The following is a 15,464-nucleotide window of genomic DNA, read 5'->3' as shown; positions in this document are numbered from 1 at the left end:
TCCGAGTCTAGAGGACCGCCCGCCCGGGTCAGGAGATGGCGAAGACGCGGGCCGGGAAGCCGCTCCCTTCGGAGGGTTTGGCCCAGCTGGCCACGATTGCGGCACCCGATTCAGGGAGGCCGGACAAATCAGCCATCAGTTCTATCTGCCAGCGGTCCTTCGCCAGGATGTAGGTTTCCAGGCTAAAGTCCCCCTGCGAGGTTGCCAGCCCCGGATCGGTGTCCGTTTGCTCGTGCCCGATGGCCGAAACCCAGCGTTCCTCCACCAGGAAGGACAGCACCTCACGGGACCACCCGGGAGTGTGGCTGACTCCGTCCGCATCCTTGTTGGCCATGGCATCTCCGTCCGGCCACCGTGAGCTCCAGCCGGTCCTCAGGGCAACGAAGCATCCAGCCGGGATTCTTCCGTTCCGGTCTTCCCATCCGTGCACATCCTGCAGGGTGGGGGTTGCATCCGGATCCCGTTCCACCCGCCGGGTGATGTCCAGGACCACAAGGGGAAGAATCATGTCCTGGACTGGAATCCGGTCAAGGGTGCGTCCACCCCGGATGAAGTGGGAAGGCGGATCCACATGCGTGCCCCACTGGCCAACGATCGAATATCGGTGGGCCGTAAACCCGTCGCCCCTTTCAAGGTCGAAAAGAGCCTCCCGGGTTTCGTCCGGAAAGGCGGCGAAACGGGGCTGGCCTGGATGGAAGGCATGGGTGAGGTCCGTGAACGTCCTGCCTGCCAGGGCGGACTGAAGCGCGGGCCAGGCGGCAGTGGTGGTGAGTGTCATGATGCTGCCGCCGCCGAGGGGGTTTTACGGTGCAGCCCACCGGCCACGCTCACGGGACCGGTCACCTCGATGACAGGCAGTTCCCACGGGTGGATGGCCACCAGTTCCTGCATAACCCGTTCCAGGACGGCCTCGTCCAGGGTGGCATCAAAATAGGTGGTGAAGACGAACGTGGGGGAGAGGGTCTGCTCGCCCACCCTGCCAAGCGTGGGAGACGCCCCTTCGCCGCACGAGAATCCTTCGAATCCGATGCCGGATTCGAAGACGTGCTTGTAGTTCCCGAAATCACCGAGGTCCGGGTAATGCCCAACGGTGTGCAGGAGTTCTGCCAGCCCCGGATCCTGCTGGACGGCGTTGGCGTCTCCGGCGGCTATCCGGCCGAAGGTTTCCGCACTGATGGGCCAGTGGACCCGTAGCTTGCGGACACTGTTCAGGTGCACACTCACGAATATTCCTCCTGTAATGGTCGTTGCTGCAGTCATCGTGGCACACAGTGATATGCATTACAAGCATGGAAACTTGCCTATAATGAATAAAACAGCCAACAATCGACCGGAGTTGCGATGCCTAGCCGCCGTTCCCTGTCCACCCTGCTTGACGCCGGCGCAGGCCTCGTAGCTGACGGCGCCCTGGCCACCGAACTGGAGGCCCGCGGCTGCGATTTGAACGACGCACTGTGGTCCGCCAAGGTCCTCCTGGAACAGCCCGAGCTGATCAGGGACGTGCACCGGGACTACTTCGCCGCCGGCGCGAACATCGCCACCACCGCCAGCTACCAGGCCACGCCCCGGGGGTTTGCGGCGCGGGGGATGGGCGAACGGGAAGCCCTGGAGCTCGTTGCGCTGTCCGCCCGGTTGGCGGATGAAGCGCGGCGGCAGCATCTGGAGGACCACCCGGACGCCGGGCCGCTGCTGGTCGCCGGTTCCGTGGGTCCCTACGGTGCCTACCTTGCGGACGGCTCGGAGTACCGGGGGGACTACGCCCTCACCGCAGAAGAGTTCCAGGACTTCCACGCCCCCCGCATCGCCGCGCTGGTGGACGCCGGCGTGGACCTCCTGGCCTTGGAAACGCTGCCTTCCTTCGCTGAGGCCGAAGCCCTCCTGGCACTCAGCCGGGAACACGGCGTCGACACCTGGTTCTCCTTTTCCCTGCGCGACGGCGGGCACATCAGCGACGGAACCCCGCTCGCCGACGTGGCCCGGCTCCTTGACGGACAGCCCCACGTCGCCGCCGTGGGTGTGAACTGCGTCCCGCTCAACCTGGTCGCTCCCGCGCTCGCAGCACTGGGCCTGCACACGGACAAGCCGCTGCTGGCCTATCCCAATTCGGGAGAGACCTACCATCCCGCGACAAAGACGTGGAGCCAGGACCGGGCGGCTTCCGGCAGCGGTGCTCCCTCCAGCCTCGGCACAGGTGCCCCTGAGTGGCGGCAGCTTGGTGCCCGCATCGTGGGCGGCTGCTGCCGGACCACGCCCGCCGACATCGCAGCGTTGGCCGGGAAGGCATAGTTACCGGGAACACTGCCGTCTCCACCGGTGTTAAAACCTAAGGAGAAATGAACGATGAACAACAGAACTTACACTGCACTTGTCGTACCGGCCGGCAATTCTGAGCCCATGCGCATCGAGCAGGTGCCGGCAGACCTGCAGGCCTTGGAAGCCCTGGTGGGCGGGCCGCTGGAGTCGGTGATCCGCGGCGACTGGCATGTCTACGTCAACGCCGAAAGCGTCACCATGCTCCTGCCGGTCAACTTCCGCGCCGGGCAGCTGATGCACGAATGCGGCCTGGACCTTGACGGGATCCGTGGCACCGCGGTCTTCCTCGGCCGCGGCGAGCACGGGGCCGAAGCGGACATCCCGGACCACTTGTCCCGGCTTGCGGAGGAGCTTTTCGGGGCCCCGCTGGCCGCGTAGGCTTAGTCCCCGCGGACCCCGTAGGTGCTCAGCACGTTGCCCTTGCTGGTGGTGGACTGGTCAAGCAACACCAGCCGGGTCAGCGGGTCACCGTCCTGGAACAGCCTGCGGCCGCTGCCGGCAATGACCGGGTGCGTCATCAGCTGCAGCGAGTCCAGCAGCCCGGCGAACAGCAGCTGCCGCACCACCGAGATGCTCCCGCACACGGCGATCTCGCCGCCGTCGCGGTCCTTCAAGGCGGCAACGAACTCCTCAAGCGGAGCGTCCATCAACTGAGAGTTCTGCCATTCCAGCTGCCCGGTCAGGGTGCGTGACGCAACGAACTTTTCCACCGGGTTGATGAACGCGGCAAAGTCCTGGTCTGCCGAGGCGGTGGGCCAGTAACCAGCCCACTCCTGGTAGCTGACGCGGCCCAGGACCACGGTATCCACGGTGTTCATCATCTTGGTCAGGCCCGCGCCGAGTTCGTCGTCGAAGCTGTCGAACTGGAACTTGAAGGGTTCGGACACCACCCCGTCCACGGAGTGGAACAGGCCGGCAGTGACTTTGCGCATGGGAACCTCCAGTTTTCGAGCGGACAGGCATTACGGTATGCGCCCAGGGCCTTTCCGGGAAGGGCGCCGGACCTTATTTTGGCCCGGGAATTCGGACGACGGCGGATGGTTACGTTAGCTTGATCACTCGCCGTGTCGTCTTGCACGGTTTCGCGCCGGCCGGGCCCCATACTTGTTTTTGAGCGGCTTTCGCCGTCCCCCCGGCCAGGCAGGAGGAAGTGCATGGAAACCCTGAAAAAAGTCGTGACCAACCAGTATTTTCCTGCCGGCGCTGTCCTGACGGCCGTAGTGCTGTTCTGGGTTGTTGGAATGCTGGGCGGACTGTCCCTGCTCAACAACAACCAGCCACCGCTCACCACCCTGACCTGGATGCTGTTCGTCTACGCGGCAGCTGTGCTGACCCCCCTCGCAGGCCTGCTGGCCGCCGTCGACCTGGTCCGCCGCTGGCGCCGCAACCGCGCCGCCGCACCCGGTGTGCACGCTGAACCTGCTGCTTCCGCAACGGCCAGGGCGCCGTACGCTGGCCGGCCGGCAGAAACACCCGCCCATGCGGCAGCCGTTGCTGAGCAGCGGCCGTCCGGTCAGAAGGCCCCGCAGAAGAAGTCTGGCGGGAAAAAGGCAGCATAGCGCCTACGGTGCAAGCATCACCTGGTTCCGCCCTGCGGCCTTTGCCGCGTAAAGGGCTGCGTCGGCTTCATTTAGCAGCATTTCGGCACTCACCACATGCCCCGCGGAGAACCCGGAGACTCCAGCGCTGAACCCCAACTGGCCCGATGGGTCGCCGGCATGGGGTATGGCCAGGTCACGTACGGCGCATAACGCCCGTTCCACAAGGGCCTTGGCCCCGATCACGCCCTGTCGGGGAAGCACCAGCAGGAACTCCTCGCCCCCGAACCGGTAGACACCGTCAGCCCGTCGTGCCGTTGCCGCGAGGGTGGATGCCACCGCCCGAAGGGCCAGATCGCCGGCCTGGTGACCGTAGAGGTCGTTGTAGCTCTTGAAATTGTCCACGTCGCACAGCGCCACACTGTACTCCTCGCCATGGCGGGCGCTCCGGGCGTGCAGTTGCTCCAGGTCCTCTGAAAGTTTCAACCGGTTGTGAAGTCCGGTCAGGGGATCGGTGCGCGCTTGCTCCGAGAGGACTTTCCGGTAGTGTGCGAGGTCCGCGTGAAGCGTGGTGATCCGCAACGCCACTAGGAGCCTGGTGTGCAGGACAAAGGGGTCCAACGGCTTGGTGACGTAGTCGTCGGCGCCGGCCTCGAGCCCGGACAGAACGTCGTCGCGCGATCCTTGCGAGGTCAGCAGCACGATGTAGGTGTACAGCTCAGGCTCCTCTGCACGGATGGCCCGGCAGAGTTCCAATCCGTCCATCACGGGCATCATCCGGTCGGTGACCACCACATCCGGCCGGTGTGCCTGGAACAGGGCCCATGCCTCGCCACCGTCCGCAGCCGTTATGCAGTCATGCCCCGAACGTTCGACGGCGGCCCTGGCCACCAGGAGCGACCCCGGATCATCGTCCGCTACGAGAACTCTCAATGGTCCCCCTTCACTGCGGCCTCCAGTTCGGCGTCCAACCGCTGCAGTTCAGCCTCGAGCCGGCTGACGAGTCCCTCGGCGTTGCCCAGTTGCCCGTTGCGGCCCAGCTCTTCGAGCTCGGCACAGGCCGAAACCACGCCGGAGGCTCCGATGTTTGCCGCGGACCCCTTCAGGGCGTGGGCAGCCTGCACCAGGACCTGGCTGTCGCCAGGAACCGCTGCGCGAAGCGCCGCCACGCGCACCTGGCTCTCCCGTCGGAACGCCTCCAGCGTTGCCCGCAACAATGCCCCTCCGTCATCCTGGCCCAGGTCCCTAAGGACGGCGAGGCGGTTCGGGTCCAGTGCGGGCCCGGGGCTTCCGGCGGAAGGACCTCCGGTGACAGCAAGAGGCTGCGGGAGCTGCACGGGAACCCAGCGGGACAACGCAGCTTCCAGGGCAGCCGCGTCCACGGGTTTTGACAGGTAATCGTCCATGCCCGCGGCGAGGCAGCGTTCCCGGTCTCCATCGAGGGCCCCTGCGGTCATGGCAATGATGGGCACCCGGATTGCAGAGGGCAGGCGGCGGATCTCGCGGGTTGCCTCGAAGCCGTCCATCACCGGCATGTGGCAATCCATCAGTATGGCGGAGTATCTTGTCGCGGCCGCGGCCGCCACCGCTTCGGCACCGTTGCACACCACATCCACCGCGTAGCCGAACTTTTCGACTGTTGCGCGTGCCACCAACTGGTTCACCTCATTGTCCTCAACGACCAGGATCTGCCCGCGGCGCGGCGTGCCGCGCCCAGCCTGCGCGGTTCGGGCGGGCCTTGGGCGGCTCCAGGATTCCGGTGTGGGCTCGCGGGTCGAGATCAGGCGGACCAGCCGGTTGTAAAACTCGGAACTGCGGACGGGTTTCATCAGCCACTCACGCACACCCGCGGCGGCAATCTCTGCCGGGTCTACCTGCATGGTCGAGGTCAGCATGATCAGTTCCATGCCCGCAAGTGCTGCGTCGGCCTTGATGCGCCGGGCCAGCTCCAGGCCATCCGTGTCGGGCATGCAGTAGTCCAAAACGGCGAGATGGAAGGGTGTCCCGGCCTGCCGCGCGGCGCGGGCCACTTCCAAAGCGGCCGTCGCGTCCGGAACGGATTGCGGTTCAAGGCGCCAGCCACGGAGCTGGGATTCGAGGACCAGCCGGTTTGTGGCATTGTCATCCACCACCAGGACGCGGAGACCGGTGAGGAAGCCGGCGGCCGGCACAGGATCCGTGGACGGGGGTGCTATGGGCAGCGGCAGCCGGAACCAGAATGTGCTGCCCTGGCCCGGTGCGCTGTCCATCCCGATGGCACCGTCCATCACAGCGGTCAGGCGCCTGCAGATGGCCAGGCCAAGACCCGTACCGCCGTAGCGGCGGGTGGTGGAAGCATCCGCCTGCGAGAAGGATTCAAACAATTTGCCGTGATGTTCCGGGCTGATGCCAATGCCGGTGTCGCGGACCTCGAACTCAATTGCCGCGGTGCTTCCCGGGCCGTAGCCCGGGTCCTTGGCCGTGACCCGGATGGAGACCTCCCCGGATGCCGTGAACTTCACGGCATTGGAGGCAAGGTTGAGCAATATTTGCCGGATCCTGCCGGAGTCGCCCTGCAAACGGGCAGGAACGTCAGGCTCACAGTAGGCGATCAGCTCCAGGTTCTTGGCCAGTGCAGGTTCGGCCAGCAGGGCGGCCACCTCTTCGACGAGGACCCTGGGGTCGAAGGGACGGACGTCCAGGTCCACCTTTCCGGCCTCCAGCTTCGAGAAATCGAGGATGTCATTGATAAGGGCCAGCAACGATTCCCCCGCACCCTTAACCCCTTGGGCGTACTGACGCTGCGTCTCGTCCAGCCCGGTTTCCAGAAGGAGCCCGGTTAGGCCGACTACCCCGTTCATCGGAGTGCGGATTTCGTGGCTCATGGTAGCCAGGAATTCGGATTTGAGGCGGCTGGATTCCAACGCCGCCTCCCGGGCCGCCTCAAGTTCCACGGTGCGGGCAGCCACTTCATCCTCGAGTCCGCCGGTCAGGCTGATGTTCTCGAAGACGATCAGCACCTGACGGACCAGCACGGAGGCAAGGACAGTGGCTCCCACTACGAGAAGGAACGGATCGAGCTCCTGCAGGTGCGGGCCGGCGAATTGGAGTACAGCCAGGAGGAGGGGAACGTATGGGAGCAGTTCCAGTGCAAGCGTGTATCCCTTCCGGTCCGGGCCTGTGTTCTCCACGTACGGTGCAGCAGGAGCCATGGCGATGATGAGGAAGGCGCCTATCCAGCCCAAGGCAAGCGGTGATCCGGTGGTTCCCGTCACGCCGTCGAACGTCATGCGCACGTAAATGCTGTCCGTAACGGCCAGCACCACCAGGCCGCCACCGAAACAGAGCCAGGGCAGGCGCTCGCCCGGCTGACGCCGCATGGCCAGGACCAGTACCAGGGACGTGATCACCAGATCCACCACGGGGTAGGCCATCCCGGTAAGGCGTGTCAGTGGGTCCCCAACAGCGTTGAAGGCGGGGCCAAGGGCCGTGTACCAGCTGACCACAAGCACCGAGCCGGCAATGACGGCGGCGTCCATGACCGCCCGAAACAGCGCCACGGGAGTGCCGGCGCGCCGCTTGAACGAGAACAGCGCCACGACAGCGGGCACCGAGTAGCCAAGGAACAGGGCGTCTGCCAGGGAGGGAAAGGGGTAAACATGGTCGTTCAGAAGGCCGTAAAACGCGTAGAGCGCCATTCCGGCTGCCCAGACGAAGGACGCCGCAGCCATATAGGTCCAGGCCTTCGCGTTCGCACCCCCTCGGGCACCGGCTCGCGCACAGCTCACCCCGGCCACCAGGGACGCGGCCAAAATGAGGAAGTCGCCGGTAACAAGGGCGGCCGGAGTGCCCCTGTTCACTGCCAAAAACACCCCGAGTCCAGTGAGGACCAACGCTGCCGCCACGATCCGCGGCCACAGCCGCGACCTACCGCTGTTGACACGGTGTTCCAAGAGACCAGACTGGGACACGGAGACCCCTTCCCCCTAATTGCGCCCAATGCCCCAAAACAGGGGCGGAGCCGCCGGAGACCACGGCGGAGACGCCCCCTCATAATATCCCGCGCACCCTTGGAATGGGCCGGAAAATTACCGCCCCTTCAAGGCATTGAGGGCTTCTTCCGCGTTCTGCAACGCGTGGCCAAGCCGCTCGCCTGGCTCCGGCAAGGAAAACAGGTAACCCTGCAGCGAATCGCACTCCAGCGCGGCCAGGTAATCCGCCTGCGCCGCCGTCTCAATCCCTTCAGCCGTGACGGTCAGCCCCAGGCTGTGGGCCATGTTGATCATGGAGCTGAGGATCGGCAGGCGCTCGTTGCCGGTCCGCACCATGGACACAAAAGACTTGTCGATCTTGACCGTGTCCACGGGCAGGTCCTGCAGCCGGCCCAGTGAGGAGTAGCCGGTGCCGAAATCATCCAGTGCCACCCTGGCGCCGGCGTCCCGCAGCGTGCTGAGTTGCCGGATCAGGCTGCAGTCGGCGTCAAAAAACACACTCTCGGTAACTTCCATGACCAGCTGGTAGGGGGCCACGCCGCTGGCTGCCGCCAGCCTTAGGACGGTCTCGGCGAAGTCCGGTTCCTGCAACTGGACTCCGGAGACGTTCACCGCCAGGGACCGCGCCGGATCCTCGCTGAGCCATCGCGCCAGCTGCACCATGCCGGACGCCATTACCTCGGCCCCGATCTCGCCGATCAGCCCGGTGCGCTCGGCAAGGGGGATGAAGATCGACGGCGGCACCCGCTCACCGCCGCGGTCCCACCTGGCCAGCGCCTCGAGTTGGACCACCTGCCCCATGCGGTGCGACACGATCGGCTGGAAATCCACGGTGATTTCGCCGCGCGGAACAGCCAGCCGCAGCCCGCCCTCCATGTGGGTGCGCTGCACCAGTGCCTGCATCATGTCCGGGTGGAAGCGGAGGAACCGGTTCTTGCCTGCCGCCTTGGCCGCATACATGGCAATGTCGGCATGCCGCAGGAGTTCCGAGGGCCCAACGCTGTCCTGCCCCAACGAGGCGAGGCCCAGGCTGAGGCTCGGCCGGAGGACAGTGCCGTCGATGGTCACGGGGACGTGCAGGCAGCGCACGATGCACGCCGCGATGGCGTCGGCATCCGGGCACGCCGTCAACAGCACCACGAACTCGTCCCCGCCCAATCGTGCAACAACGTCAGCTGTAGGGACGCAGCCGCGAAGCCGGCGTGCCACTTCGATGAGCATGTCATCACCCGCCTGGTGGCCAAGGATGTCGTTGACCTCCTTGAAGTCGTCCAGGTCAAGGAGCAGGACATCCACCGTCTTCAGCCGGGCTTCCTGAAGTGCTTCGGCCAGGGCGTCGTTGAACACGGCCCTGTTCGCGAGCCCGGTCAGGGGGTCCTGGAACGCCATGGCCCGCAGCTTTTCGGCCTGGACGGCCAGGTCCATCATGGCCCTGTGCGCCTGCTCCTGCGCTTTTCGCCGGGGCGTGACGTCGCGGAAGCTCCACACCCGTCCAACGATCTTTTCCTCTACCCGCTGGGGGCGGGAATATCTTTCATAGGTGCGGCCGTCCCTGAACTCGACCACGTCGTGGCTCTCGGCGGCCGGGTCTTCCTGAAGTTCGCCCAGCCGCGCGGTGAAGGCCGCTGGGTCTGCCACCTGCTCCACGATGAGCTGCATGGCCGGTTCTCCGCTGTCCGCTTCCATCAACTCGGGCGGGATGCGCCACATGGCAAGGAATTGTTCGTTGAACCCAGCCACCCTGCCGTCATTGCCCATGACCAGGATGCCGTCGGCAGTGGATTCAAGGGTGGCCGTCAACAAGGACATGGCCTCGCGCAGATCCTCGTCCGCCGCCTTGCGGTGTGCCGTGCCACGGGCGGAGAGCAGCAACCGCGCTCCGGATTGCCCTTCTGGCCCGCGCTCTGCGCGGGCGTGGTCCGCGGTTGGCTGGGGGAGGAGTGCGGCCGCCACTTCGATGGGGACCTCGCTGCCGTCGTGACGGAGTCCCCTGATCTCGCGGGGCAGCGGATGCCCATCCGGCTCTGCAAGGAGCTGGAGGAACAACTGGCCTACCTCGTCGCGGAAATCCTCGGCAATCAGTGGGCGGTGGTCCAGGCCCGCAAAAGCTTCCTTCGGTAAGCCAAAGAGCCTTGACGCAGCAGAATTGGCCGCAAGGATAATACCGTCCGCGGTCAAAGCCAGCAGTGCGTCCGGGCTGGCATCCATGACCACGCCAAAAGTTTGTAATGCCACATCATCGCCACGGCCCATAAAACTGGTCATTACACCACCCCTTCGCCATCATAAAGGCCAACGGCAGGAATTGGGTGCGCACCAGGGAAGGCAAATTAGGCGTGGAACAGAGAAAGCGCCGTCCTCCCTTTGGGGAGTCCGGCGCTTCTTGTTTAGGTGAACAGGTGCTGCGGCTACACCCTGCGGCCGCTGCGGTTGGCGACTGCCCCGTAGATCAACAGAACGACGATGGAGCCGAGGATGGCCAGCAACCAGGTCCTGAGGTCGAAGAATTCGGCCAGTCCGCCGCCAAAGATGAGCGATCCAATCCAGCCGCCCAGAATGGCTCCGACGACGCCGAGGACCAGGGTCACTACCCAGCCGCCGCCCTGGCGACCCGGCAGGATTGCCTTTGCAATGGCTCCAGCAATCAGGCCCAAAATGAGAAATCCGATAATGCCCATGTTGCCACTCCTTGTCAGTAAGTTGTGCCGGGCCCCCATTTCCGGTTCCATCATTCAATCAGCAGGCTTACTACTGTGCAAGGCCTTGAATATCACAGGATGACTGTCAGTTTCAGGCGGAATGCCGTGCTTTTATCAATCGGTGTCCTGACGGTCCTTGGTTTTCCGCCGTATGGCCTGGCTTGGGCATCCCGTAAACCGTTCATTCTCGGGTGCGGCCTGCCTGGCGTCCGCCGATAGGATGGCAAGTCCCCGAACAGACCAAGGAGCGCAGGCATGCCCAGCCAGACCGCCAGGCCCCGTGCCATCTTCCTCGACATCGACGGAACCTACGCCGACCACGGCCTGGCTCCGGCAGCCCACGTGGACGCGGTGCGGACCGCCCGGGCACGGGGCCACCTCGTCTTTGTCTGTACCGGACGCCCGCTGTCCATGGTCCCCGGCCACATCCTGGACGCTGGGTTTGACGGCACCATCACAGGCGCCGGCGCCAGGGTGGAGGTCAACGGGGAGATCCTCAAGGATGCCCGTTTTGAACCCGGCCTGGCCGCACGCATCGTTGAGGCCCTGGATGCCCACAACGCCGCCTACATCCTGGAGGCCCCGGAAGCCCTGCATGGCCGCACCGGTGTGGACCGGCGGCTGAGGGAGGTGCTGGGCCCCATCTTCGCCGGGCGTCCGCGCCACGACGGAGTGCTCAGCACGGACGTGGATCCGCTCGAGGACATCCTGGGGCCAATGCATTACGGCGATGACCTCCGCGCCACCTCGTACGCCAAAATCTCTTGCTTCGATTCACCGGTGCCGCTGACCCGGCTGTTGGAGGCCTTCGGGCCGGAGGTTGGGCTGATCCCGAGCTCCCTGTCAGCGCTCGGCGACCGTGCAGGGGAAATCTTCATGGCCGGCACGCACAAGGCGGTGGGCATCCAGGTGGTGGAAGCCCGGCTCGGCCTGGACCGGGCCGACATCATTGCCATCGGCGACAGCGCCAACGACATCGAAATGCTTGAGTACGCAGCCGTCGGCATCGCCGTGGAAGGTGGCCACCCCGCCGTCCTTGCCGTGGCGGACAGGACCACTGCCGCACCCGCCGGCAACGGCGTGGCCCTGGCCTTCGCCGAGCTGGGGCTCCTCGGCTAGGCCGTCCCCTGTCGGGCGTCAGCCCACCGCGCTTGCCGTGGCCAAGGTGCCGGCGGAGGTGCCAAGGCCGCGCACCAGCCAGCCTTCCTCCCGCCACGCTGCCGCGTCCAGCACGTTCCGCGCGTCCAGGACCACCCGCCGTCGTACCAGCTGTCCGGTGACGGCGGGGCACAGCCGCCGGTACTCGTCCCATTCGGTGAGGAGCAGCACCAGTTCGGCATCCTGGAGTGCCCGCCCGGTCGACGCCTCGAAGCGCAGGCGCGGGTAGCGGCGCCAGGCAAGATTGACCGCTTTGGGGTCGGTGACGGTGACGTGTGCCCCGGCAGCGGCCAGCCGGTCCGCCACATCCAGCGCCGGCGAATCCCGGATGTCGTCCGTCTCAGGCTTAAAGGAGGCGCCCAAAACAGTGACCGAGCGTCCGGCCAGCGCTCCGCCGCACAGCTCCGTGGCGAGGCCCACCGTGCGTTCACGCTGCCCAAGGTTCACCGCATCAACCAGGCGCATCCAGTCCTCCACGGCGGGCACGCCCAGTGTGGCTGCCTGTGCTCCGAAACTGCGGATGTCCTTGGGCAGGCAGCCGCCGCCGAAGCCCAGCCCCGCCTGCAGGTACCTGCTTCCGATCCTGGGGTCCAGCCCCATCGCCTCGCTGAGCTCCGACACGTCCGCGCCGGCAGCATCACACAGCCCTGCCACGGCGTTGATGAAGCTGACCTTGGTGGCCAGGTACGCGTTCGCGGCCGATTTGATCAGCTCTGCCGTGGCGAAGCTGCAGACCAGGCGGGGGATCCCGGCGGCCAGCAGCGGTTCATAGACGGCATCCAGTGCTGCCGCCACCCCAAGGGGTGCGCCGGTTGCCGGGTTGAAGGCAGCGGGCCGGCCGCCCTCCACGCCGTAAACCAGCCGGTCCGGCACCAGCGAGTCCTTGACGGCGGTGCCCTGCCGCAGGAACTCGGGGTTCCAGCCGAGCAGCACGTCGGGCCGTCGCGCCAGGATGCGGCGCAGCATGTCCACGGTGCCAACCGGCACGGTGGATTTGCCCACGACGACGGCGCCCGCGGCCAGGTGCGGCAGCAGGCTTTCCAGGGCTGAGACCAGGAAGGTGAGGTCGGCGGCGTCGGACGCCTTGTCCTGCGGCGTCCCCACGCACAGGAAATGAACCTGCGCGCCCCTTGCCTCTGCCGGGTCGGTGGCGAACCGCAGCCTTCCGGTAGCGCGGCCGTCCTGGAGCAGCTCGTCAAGCCCGGGCTCGTGGAATGGCGCCACCCCCTGCGCCAGTTGCTGCACCTTGCCGGGATCGACGTCGATGCCCACCACCGAGTGGCCCATGGATGCAAGGGCCGCCGCGTGGACAGCGCCCAGGTAGCCGCAGCCTATTACAGAAATCCTCATGACGGTGCTCCTGCCTTTGACGCCTTCCGCGGGGGACCGGGAACCGTCGCGGTGACGTCCCGGTAGTGCTGCGCCAGTTCGGCGCACAGCGCCGGCCAGGTCCTGTCCTGCACCGACGCGTGGGCTGCCGCCGCGAACGCCCGGCGCTTGGCGTCGTCGCCCACCAGGTCCTGCACCCTGGCGCGCATGGCCGCCAGGTCGCCCGGTTCGTAAAGCCACCCGGTCCGCGAATTCTCCACCAGGTCCAGCGGACCGCCCCGCCCCGTGGCCACCACAGGAACAGCCGATGCCATGGCCTCCTGGATGGTCTGGCAGAAGGTTTCGAACTCGCCGGGGTGGACGAACAGGTCGAAGGACGCCACCGCCCGGGCCAGTTCTTCGCCGCCCAGGAACCCGGTGAACACCGCGCCGGGGAGTACCGTCTCCAACGCCGTGCGCTGGGGCCCGTCGCCCACAATCACCAACCGGGTGTTGGGGAGGCCGGAGAGGGCGGCCAGGTCCTCCACCTGTTTTTCCACGGCGAGCCTGCCCACGTAGCCGATAATCCGTTCACCGTTCGGGGCCACCGAAGCCCGCCACCCGCCGTCGCGCTTTTCCGGTGAAAACCGCGCGGTGTCCACGCCGCGGCGCCACATCCGCACCCGCGGAATGCCCCGGCCGCGCAACTGGTTCAGCGCGAACGTGGAGGGCACCAGGGTTCGGGTGGCCAGTAAATGAATGTTCTCCACCCGGTTCCATGCCCAGTTCTCCAAAAAGGGCACACCGTACCGGGCGGCATAGCTGGGGACCTCGGTCTGATAGACCGCCACGGTGGGAATGCCCAGCTGCGCGGCAGCCTGGGCGGCGCGCCAGCCCAGCACGAACGGCGAGGCAAGATGCACCACATCGGGCGCGTACTCGGCAAGGATTCGCTTGACCCGGTACACACCTCCCACGGCCACCCGCACGTTCGTATAGCCTGCCAGCGGAACCGCTGGAAGCCGGTGGACCTCGGCGCCGTTGACGTGGACTGCGGCCTCCCCGTCGTGCGCGGACGGGGCAATGACCATGACGTCGTCGCCCCGCTCCTGCAGATGGTCCAGGACCCGCAGGATTGAGTGCGTGACGCCGTTCATCAACGGCAGAAATGATTCGGCGACGATTGCGATCCTCACCCCTCAACCGTGCGCGGCCTCCCTGAAATGGCGGGGGAGTAGGCATTACCCGGAGGCAAAGGACCGGTGAACAACTGGACCCAGTCCCGAAAAAAATTACTAAGTAGGCTTGGCATTCGATGCTAAGCATGCTTACGGTAGGGGGGTAGTCAGCGCAGAGCCTCAAGCAGCCGGGGCGGAAACCGGGCGTCGGAGACATCCCGCGCAAGGACATCCATTGCTGGCAGACCCAGTGCAACGACACATCCAAGGAGAGTCATGCTCAACAGGGAAAATCTTGAAAACCTTCTCACCAAGGGCGGCAACGTCGTCGGTTCCGATGGTACGAAGATCGGTTCGATTGGCCAGTTGTACGCAGACGACGACACGGGTGAGCCCACTTGGGTCACGGTCAAGACCGGCCTTTTCGGCACTTCCGAATCGTTCATCCCGGTCGAAGGCGCACGCCACCAGGACGACGACCTGGTAGTCCCCTACACCAAGGAGCACGTCAAGGACGCGCCCCGCGTGGACGCGGACGGCCACCTCACCCCCGAGGAAGAGGACCGGCTGTACACCTACTACGAACGCGGTGCCCGGACCTACACGCAGGCGACCACCGGCACTGACCGGGACGTTGACCTGCAGGGCGACGCCGACCTGAACGCCGGCACCCCCACGGCAGGCCTGGCGGCAGGCCACGGCACCTCCGACCGCGACACCACACGGGGAACCGTCGGCCACGACACCTCCGGCCCCACCACCGATGACGCCATGACGCGGTCGGAGGAACAGCTTCACGTGGGCACGGAGCGTGAGGCCACCGGCCGCGCGCGGCTGCGCAAGTACGTCACAACCGAGAACGTCACCAAGACCATCCCGGTGGAGCGCGAAGAAGTCCGCATTGAGCGCGAGCCCATCACGGACGCCAACCGCGGTGCCGCCATGGGCGGACCGGCCATCAGCGAGGAAGAGCACGAAGTGGTCCTCCATGAGGAGCGCCCGGTGGTGGAGAAGGAAGCCGTCCCCGTGGAGCGGGTCCGGCTGGACAAGGATGTTGTCCGCGACGACGTCACGGTCAACGAGGAAGTCCGCAAGGAAAACATCGAAACAGACGGCGGCAGCCGCCGCTGACAGGTGCGGGGGACTCGTCCCTACGTTCCGCGGGCAGGCTGGCTGAAACAGCGGCCCTGACACGGTGAACGGCGCCGGGAGCCTACTTGGAGGCTCCCGGCGCCGCACTCTTTAAACGCTGGTGCAGCCGCGCATAAACGTGGCTGCACCAGCCAGTAGGACGAATAT

The 15,464-nt window shown here is 65.9% G+C and carries 14 protein-coding genes; 5 read left to right on the top strand and 9 right to left on the bottom strand.

The window, feature by feature from the left end; all coding sequences use genetic code 11:
* Positions 1 to 28: 28 nt before the first annotated feature.
* Both FB478_RS11680 and FB478_RS11675 read right to left on the bottom strand, forming a co-directional pair.
* Complete coding sequence (locus tag FB478_RS11680) at positions 29 to 778, bottom strand: cyclase family protein (protein ID WP_056393397.1); 750 nt, start codon at positions 776 to 778, stop codon at positions 29 to 31.
* Entirely contained in the window at positions 775 to 1,224 is a 450-nt protein-coding gene (locus FB478_RS11675) for a hypothetical protein (RefSeq protein ID WP_018771813.1), read from the bottom strand. The genes FB478_RS11680 and FB478_RS11675 overlap by 4 nt, the downstream gene beginning before the upstream one ends.
* 117 nt (positions 1,225 to 1,341) lie before the next feature.
* On the opposite strand from FB478_RS11675, the gene mmuM reads away from it, so the two are divergent.
* Complete coding sequence (mmuM, locus tag FB478_RS11670) at positions 1,342 to 2,286, top strand: homocysteine S-methyltransferase (RefSeq protein WP_144600526.1); 945 nt, start codon at positions 1,342 to 1,344, stop codon at positions 2,284 to 2,286.
* Positions 2,287 to 2,340: 54 nt separating this feature from the next.
* Positions 2,341 to 2,691 (top strand): DUF3846 domain-containing protein, encoded by a 351-nt coding sequence (locus FB478_RS11665; protein WP_144600524.1) that lies wholly within the window; start codon positions 2,341 to 2,343, stop codon positions 2,689 to 2,691.
* Between the two features lie 2 nt (positions 2,692 to 2,693).
* Here the strand turns inward: FB478_RS11665 and FB478_RS11660 are convergent, their stop codons facing one another.
* Complete coding sequence (locus FB478_RS11660; RefSeq protein WP_018771810.1) at positions 2,694 to 3,245, bottom strand: dihydrofolate reductase family protein; 552 nt, start codon at positions 3,243 to 3,245, stop codon at positions 2,694 to 2,696.
* 222 nt (positions 3,246 to 3,467) lie between these two features.
* Here FB478_RS11660 and FB478_RS11655 point away from each other — a divergent pair, with 222 nt between their 5' ends.
* On the top strand, positions 3,468 to 3,872 hold the full coding sequence (locus tag FB478_RS11655) for a hypothetical protein (protein WP_144600522.1): 405 nt from the start codon (positions 3,468 to 3,470) through the stop codon (positions 3,870 to 3,872).
* 3 nt (positions 3,873 to 3,875) lie between these two features.
* Here the strand turns inward: FB478_RS11655 and FB478_RS11650 are convergent, their stop codons facing one another.
* The 4 genes from FB478_RS11650 to FB478_RS11635 form a co-directional block, all read right to left on the bottom strand.
* The gene (locus tag FB478_RS11650) at positions 3,876 to 4,784 is read right to left on the bottom strand and encodes a diguanylate cyclase (RefSeq protein ID WP_144600520.1); all 909 of its coding nucleotides are present in this window, start codon (positions 4,782 to 4,784) and stop codon (positions 3,876 to 3,878) included.
* Positions 4,781 to 7,783 carry a response regulator gene (locus FB478_RS11645; RefSeq protein ID WP_261377384.1) on the bottom strand — a complete coding sequence of 1,001 codons (3,003 nt, stop codon included), beginning with the start codon at positions 7,781 to 7,783 and terminating at the stop codon, positions 4,781 to 4,783. The genes FB478_RS11650 and FB478_RS11645 overlap by 4 nt, the downstream gene beginning before the upstream one ends.
* Before the next feature lie 135 nt (positions 7,784 to 7,918).
* Positions 7,919 to 10,087: a bifunctional diguanylate cyclase/phosphodiesterase gene (locus FB478_RS11640; RefSeq protein ID WP_395858348.1), complete on the bottom strand. Its 2,169-nt coding sequence runs from the start codon at positions 10,085 to 10,087 to the stop codon at positions 7,919 to 7,921.
* Positions 10,088 to 10,230: 143 nt separating this feature from the next.
* Positions 10,231 to 10,500: a GlsB/YeaQ/YmgE family stress response membrane protein gene (locus tag FB478_RS11635; protein ID WP_144600518.1), complete on the bottom strand. Its 270-nt coding sequence runs from the start codon at positions 10,498 to 10,500 to the stop codon at positions 10,231 to 10,233.
* Positions 10,501 to 10,776: 276 nt separating this feature from the next.
* On the opposite strand from FB478_RS11635, the gene FB478_RS11630 reads away from it, so the two are divergent.
* The gene (locus FB478_RS11630) at positions 10,777 to 11,640 is read left to right on the top strand and encodes an HAD family hydrolase (RefSeq protein ID WP_144600516.1); all 864 of its coding nucleotides are present in this window, start codon (positions 10,777 to 10,779) and stop codon (positions 11,638 to 11,640) included.
* An 18-nt stretch (positions 11,641 to 11,658) separates the two neighbouring features.
* Here the strand turns inward: FB478_RS11630 and FB478_RS11625 are convergent, their stop codons facing one another.
* Together FB478_RS11625 and FB478_RS11620 are read right to left on the bottom strand one after the other, a co-directional pair.
* Positions 11,659 to 13,029, bottom strand: a complete 1,371-nt coding sequence (locus FB478_RS11625; RefSeq protein WP_144600514.1) for a UDP-glucose/GDP-mannose dehydrogenase family protein — start codon at positions 13,027 to 13,029, stop codon at positions 11,659 to 11,661.
* Positions 13,026 to 14,183 carry a glycosyltransferase family 1 protein gene (locus FB478_RS11620; RefSeq protein ID WP_056393410.1) on the bottom strand — a complete coding sequence of 386 codons (1,158 nt, stop codon included), beginning with the start codon at positions 14,181 to 14,183 and terminating at the stop codon, positions 13,026 to 13,028. The genes FB478_RS11625 and FB478_RS11620 overlap by 4 nt, the downstream gene beginning before the upstream one ends.
* Before the next feature lie 258 nt (positions 14,184 to 14,441).
* Between FB478_RS11620 and FB478_RS11615 the strand changes: the two genes are divergently transcribed.
* The gene (locus FB478_RS11615) at positions 14,442 to 15,296 is read left to right on the top strand and encodes a PRC and DUF2382 domain-containing protein (RefSeq protein ID WP_018771801.1); all 855 of its coding nucleotides are present in this window, start codon (positions 14,442 to 14,444) and stop codon (positions 15,294 to 15,296) included.
* The last annotated feature ends 168 nt before the right edge of the window (positions 15,297 to 15,464 follow it).

Source organism: Arthrobacter sp. AG367 (assembly GCF_007828995.1).
Lineage (GTDB): Bacteria > Actinomycetota > Actinomycetes > Actinomycetales > Micrococcaceae > Arthrobacter.
Note: the sequence above shows the minus strand (reverse complement) of the source record. Positions and strands in the feature narration are given on the sequence as shown.

Bases quoted from the DNA above. Each gene is read 5' to 3' on its own strand.
- FB478_RS11680 (WP_056393397.1), bottom strand. From the start codon at position 778: ATGACACTCACCACCACTGCCGCCTGGCCCGCGCTTCAGTCCGCCCTG.
- FB478_RS11625 (WP_144600514.1), bottom strand. From the start codon at position 13,029: ATGAGGATTTCTGTAATAGGCTGCGGCTACCTGGGCGCTGTCCACGCG.
- mmuM (WP_144600526.1), top strand. From the start codon at position 1,342: ATGCCTAGCCGCCGTTCCCTGTCCACCCTGCTTGACGCCGGCGCAGGC.
- FB478_RS11665 (WP_144600524.1), top strand. From the start codon at position 2,341: ATGAACAACAGAACTTACACTGCACTTGTCGTACCGGCCGGCAATTCT.
- FB478_RS11635 (WP_144600518.1), bottom strand. From the start codon at position 10,500: ATGGGCATTATCGGATTTCTCATTTTGGGCCTGATTGCTGGAGCCATT.
- FB478_RS11640 (WP_395858348.1), bottom strand. From the start codon at position 10,087: ATGACCAGTTTTATGGGCCGTGGCGATGATGTGGCATTACAAACTTTT.
- FB478_RS11660 (WP_018771810.1), bottom strand. From the start codon at position 3,245: ATGCGCAAAGTCACTGCCGGCCTGTTCCACTCCGTGGACGGGGTGGTG.
- FB478_RS11630 (WP_144600516.1), top strand. From the start codon at position 10,777: ATGCCCAGCCAGACCGCCAGGCCCCGTGCCATCTTCCTCGACATCGAC.
- FB478_RS11615 (WP_018771801.1), top strand. From the start codon at position 14,442: ATGCTCAACAGGGAAAATCTTGAAAACCTTCTCACCAAGGGCGGCAAC.
- FB478_RS11655 (WP_144600522.1), top strand. From the start codon at position 3,468: ATGGAAACCCTGAAAAAAGTCGTGACCAACCAGTATTTTCCTGCCGGC.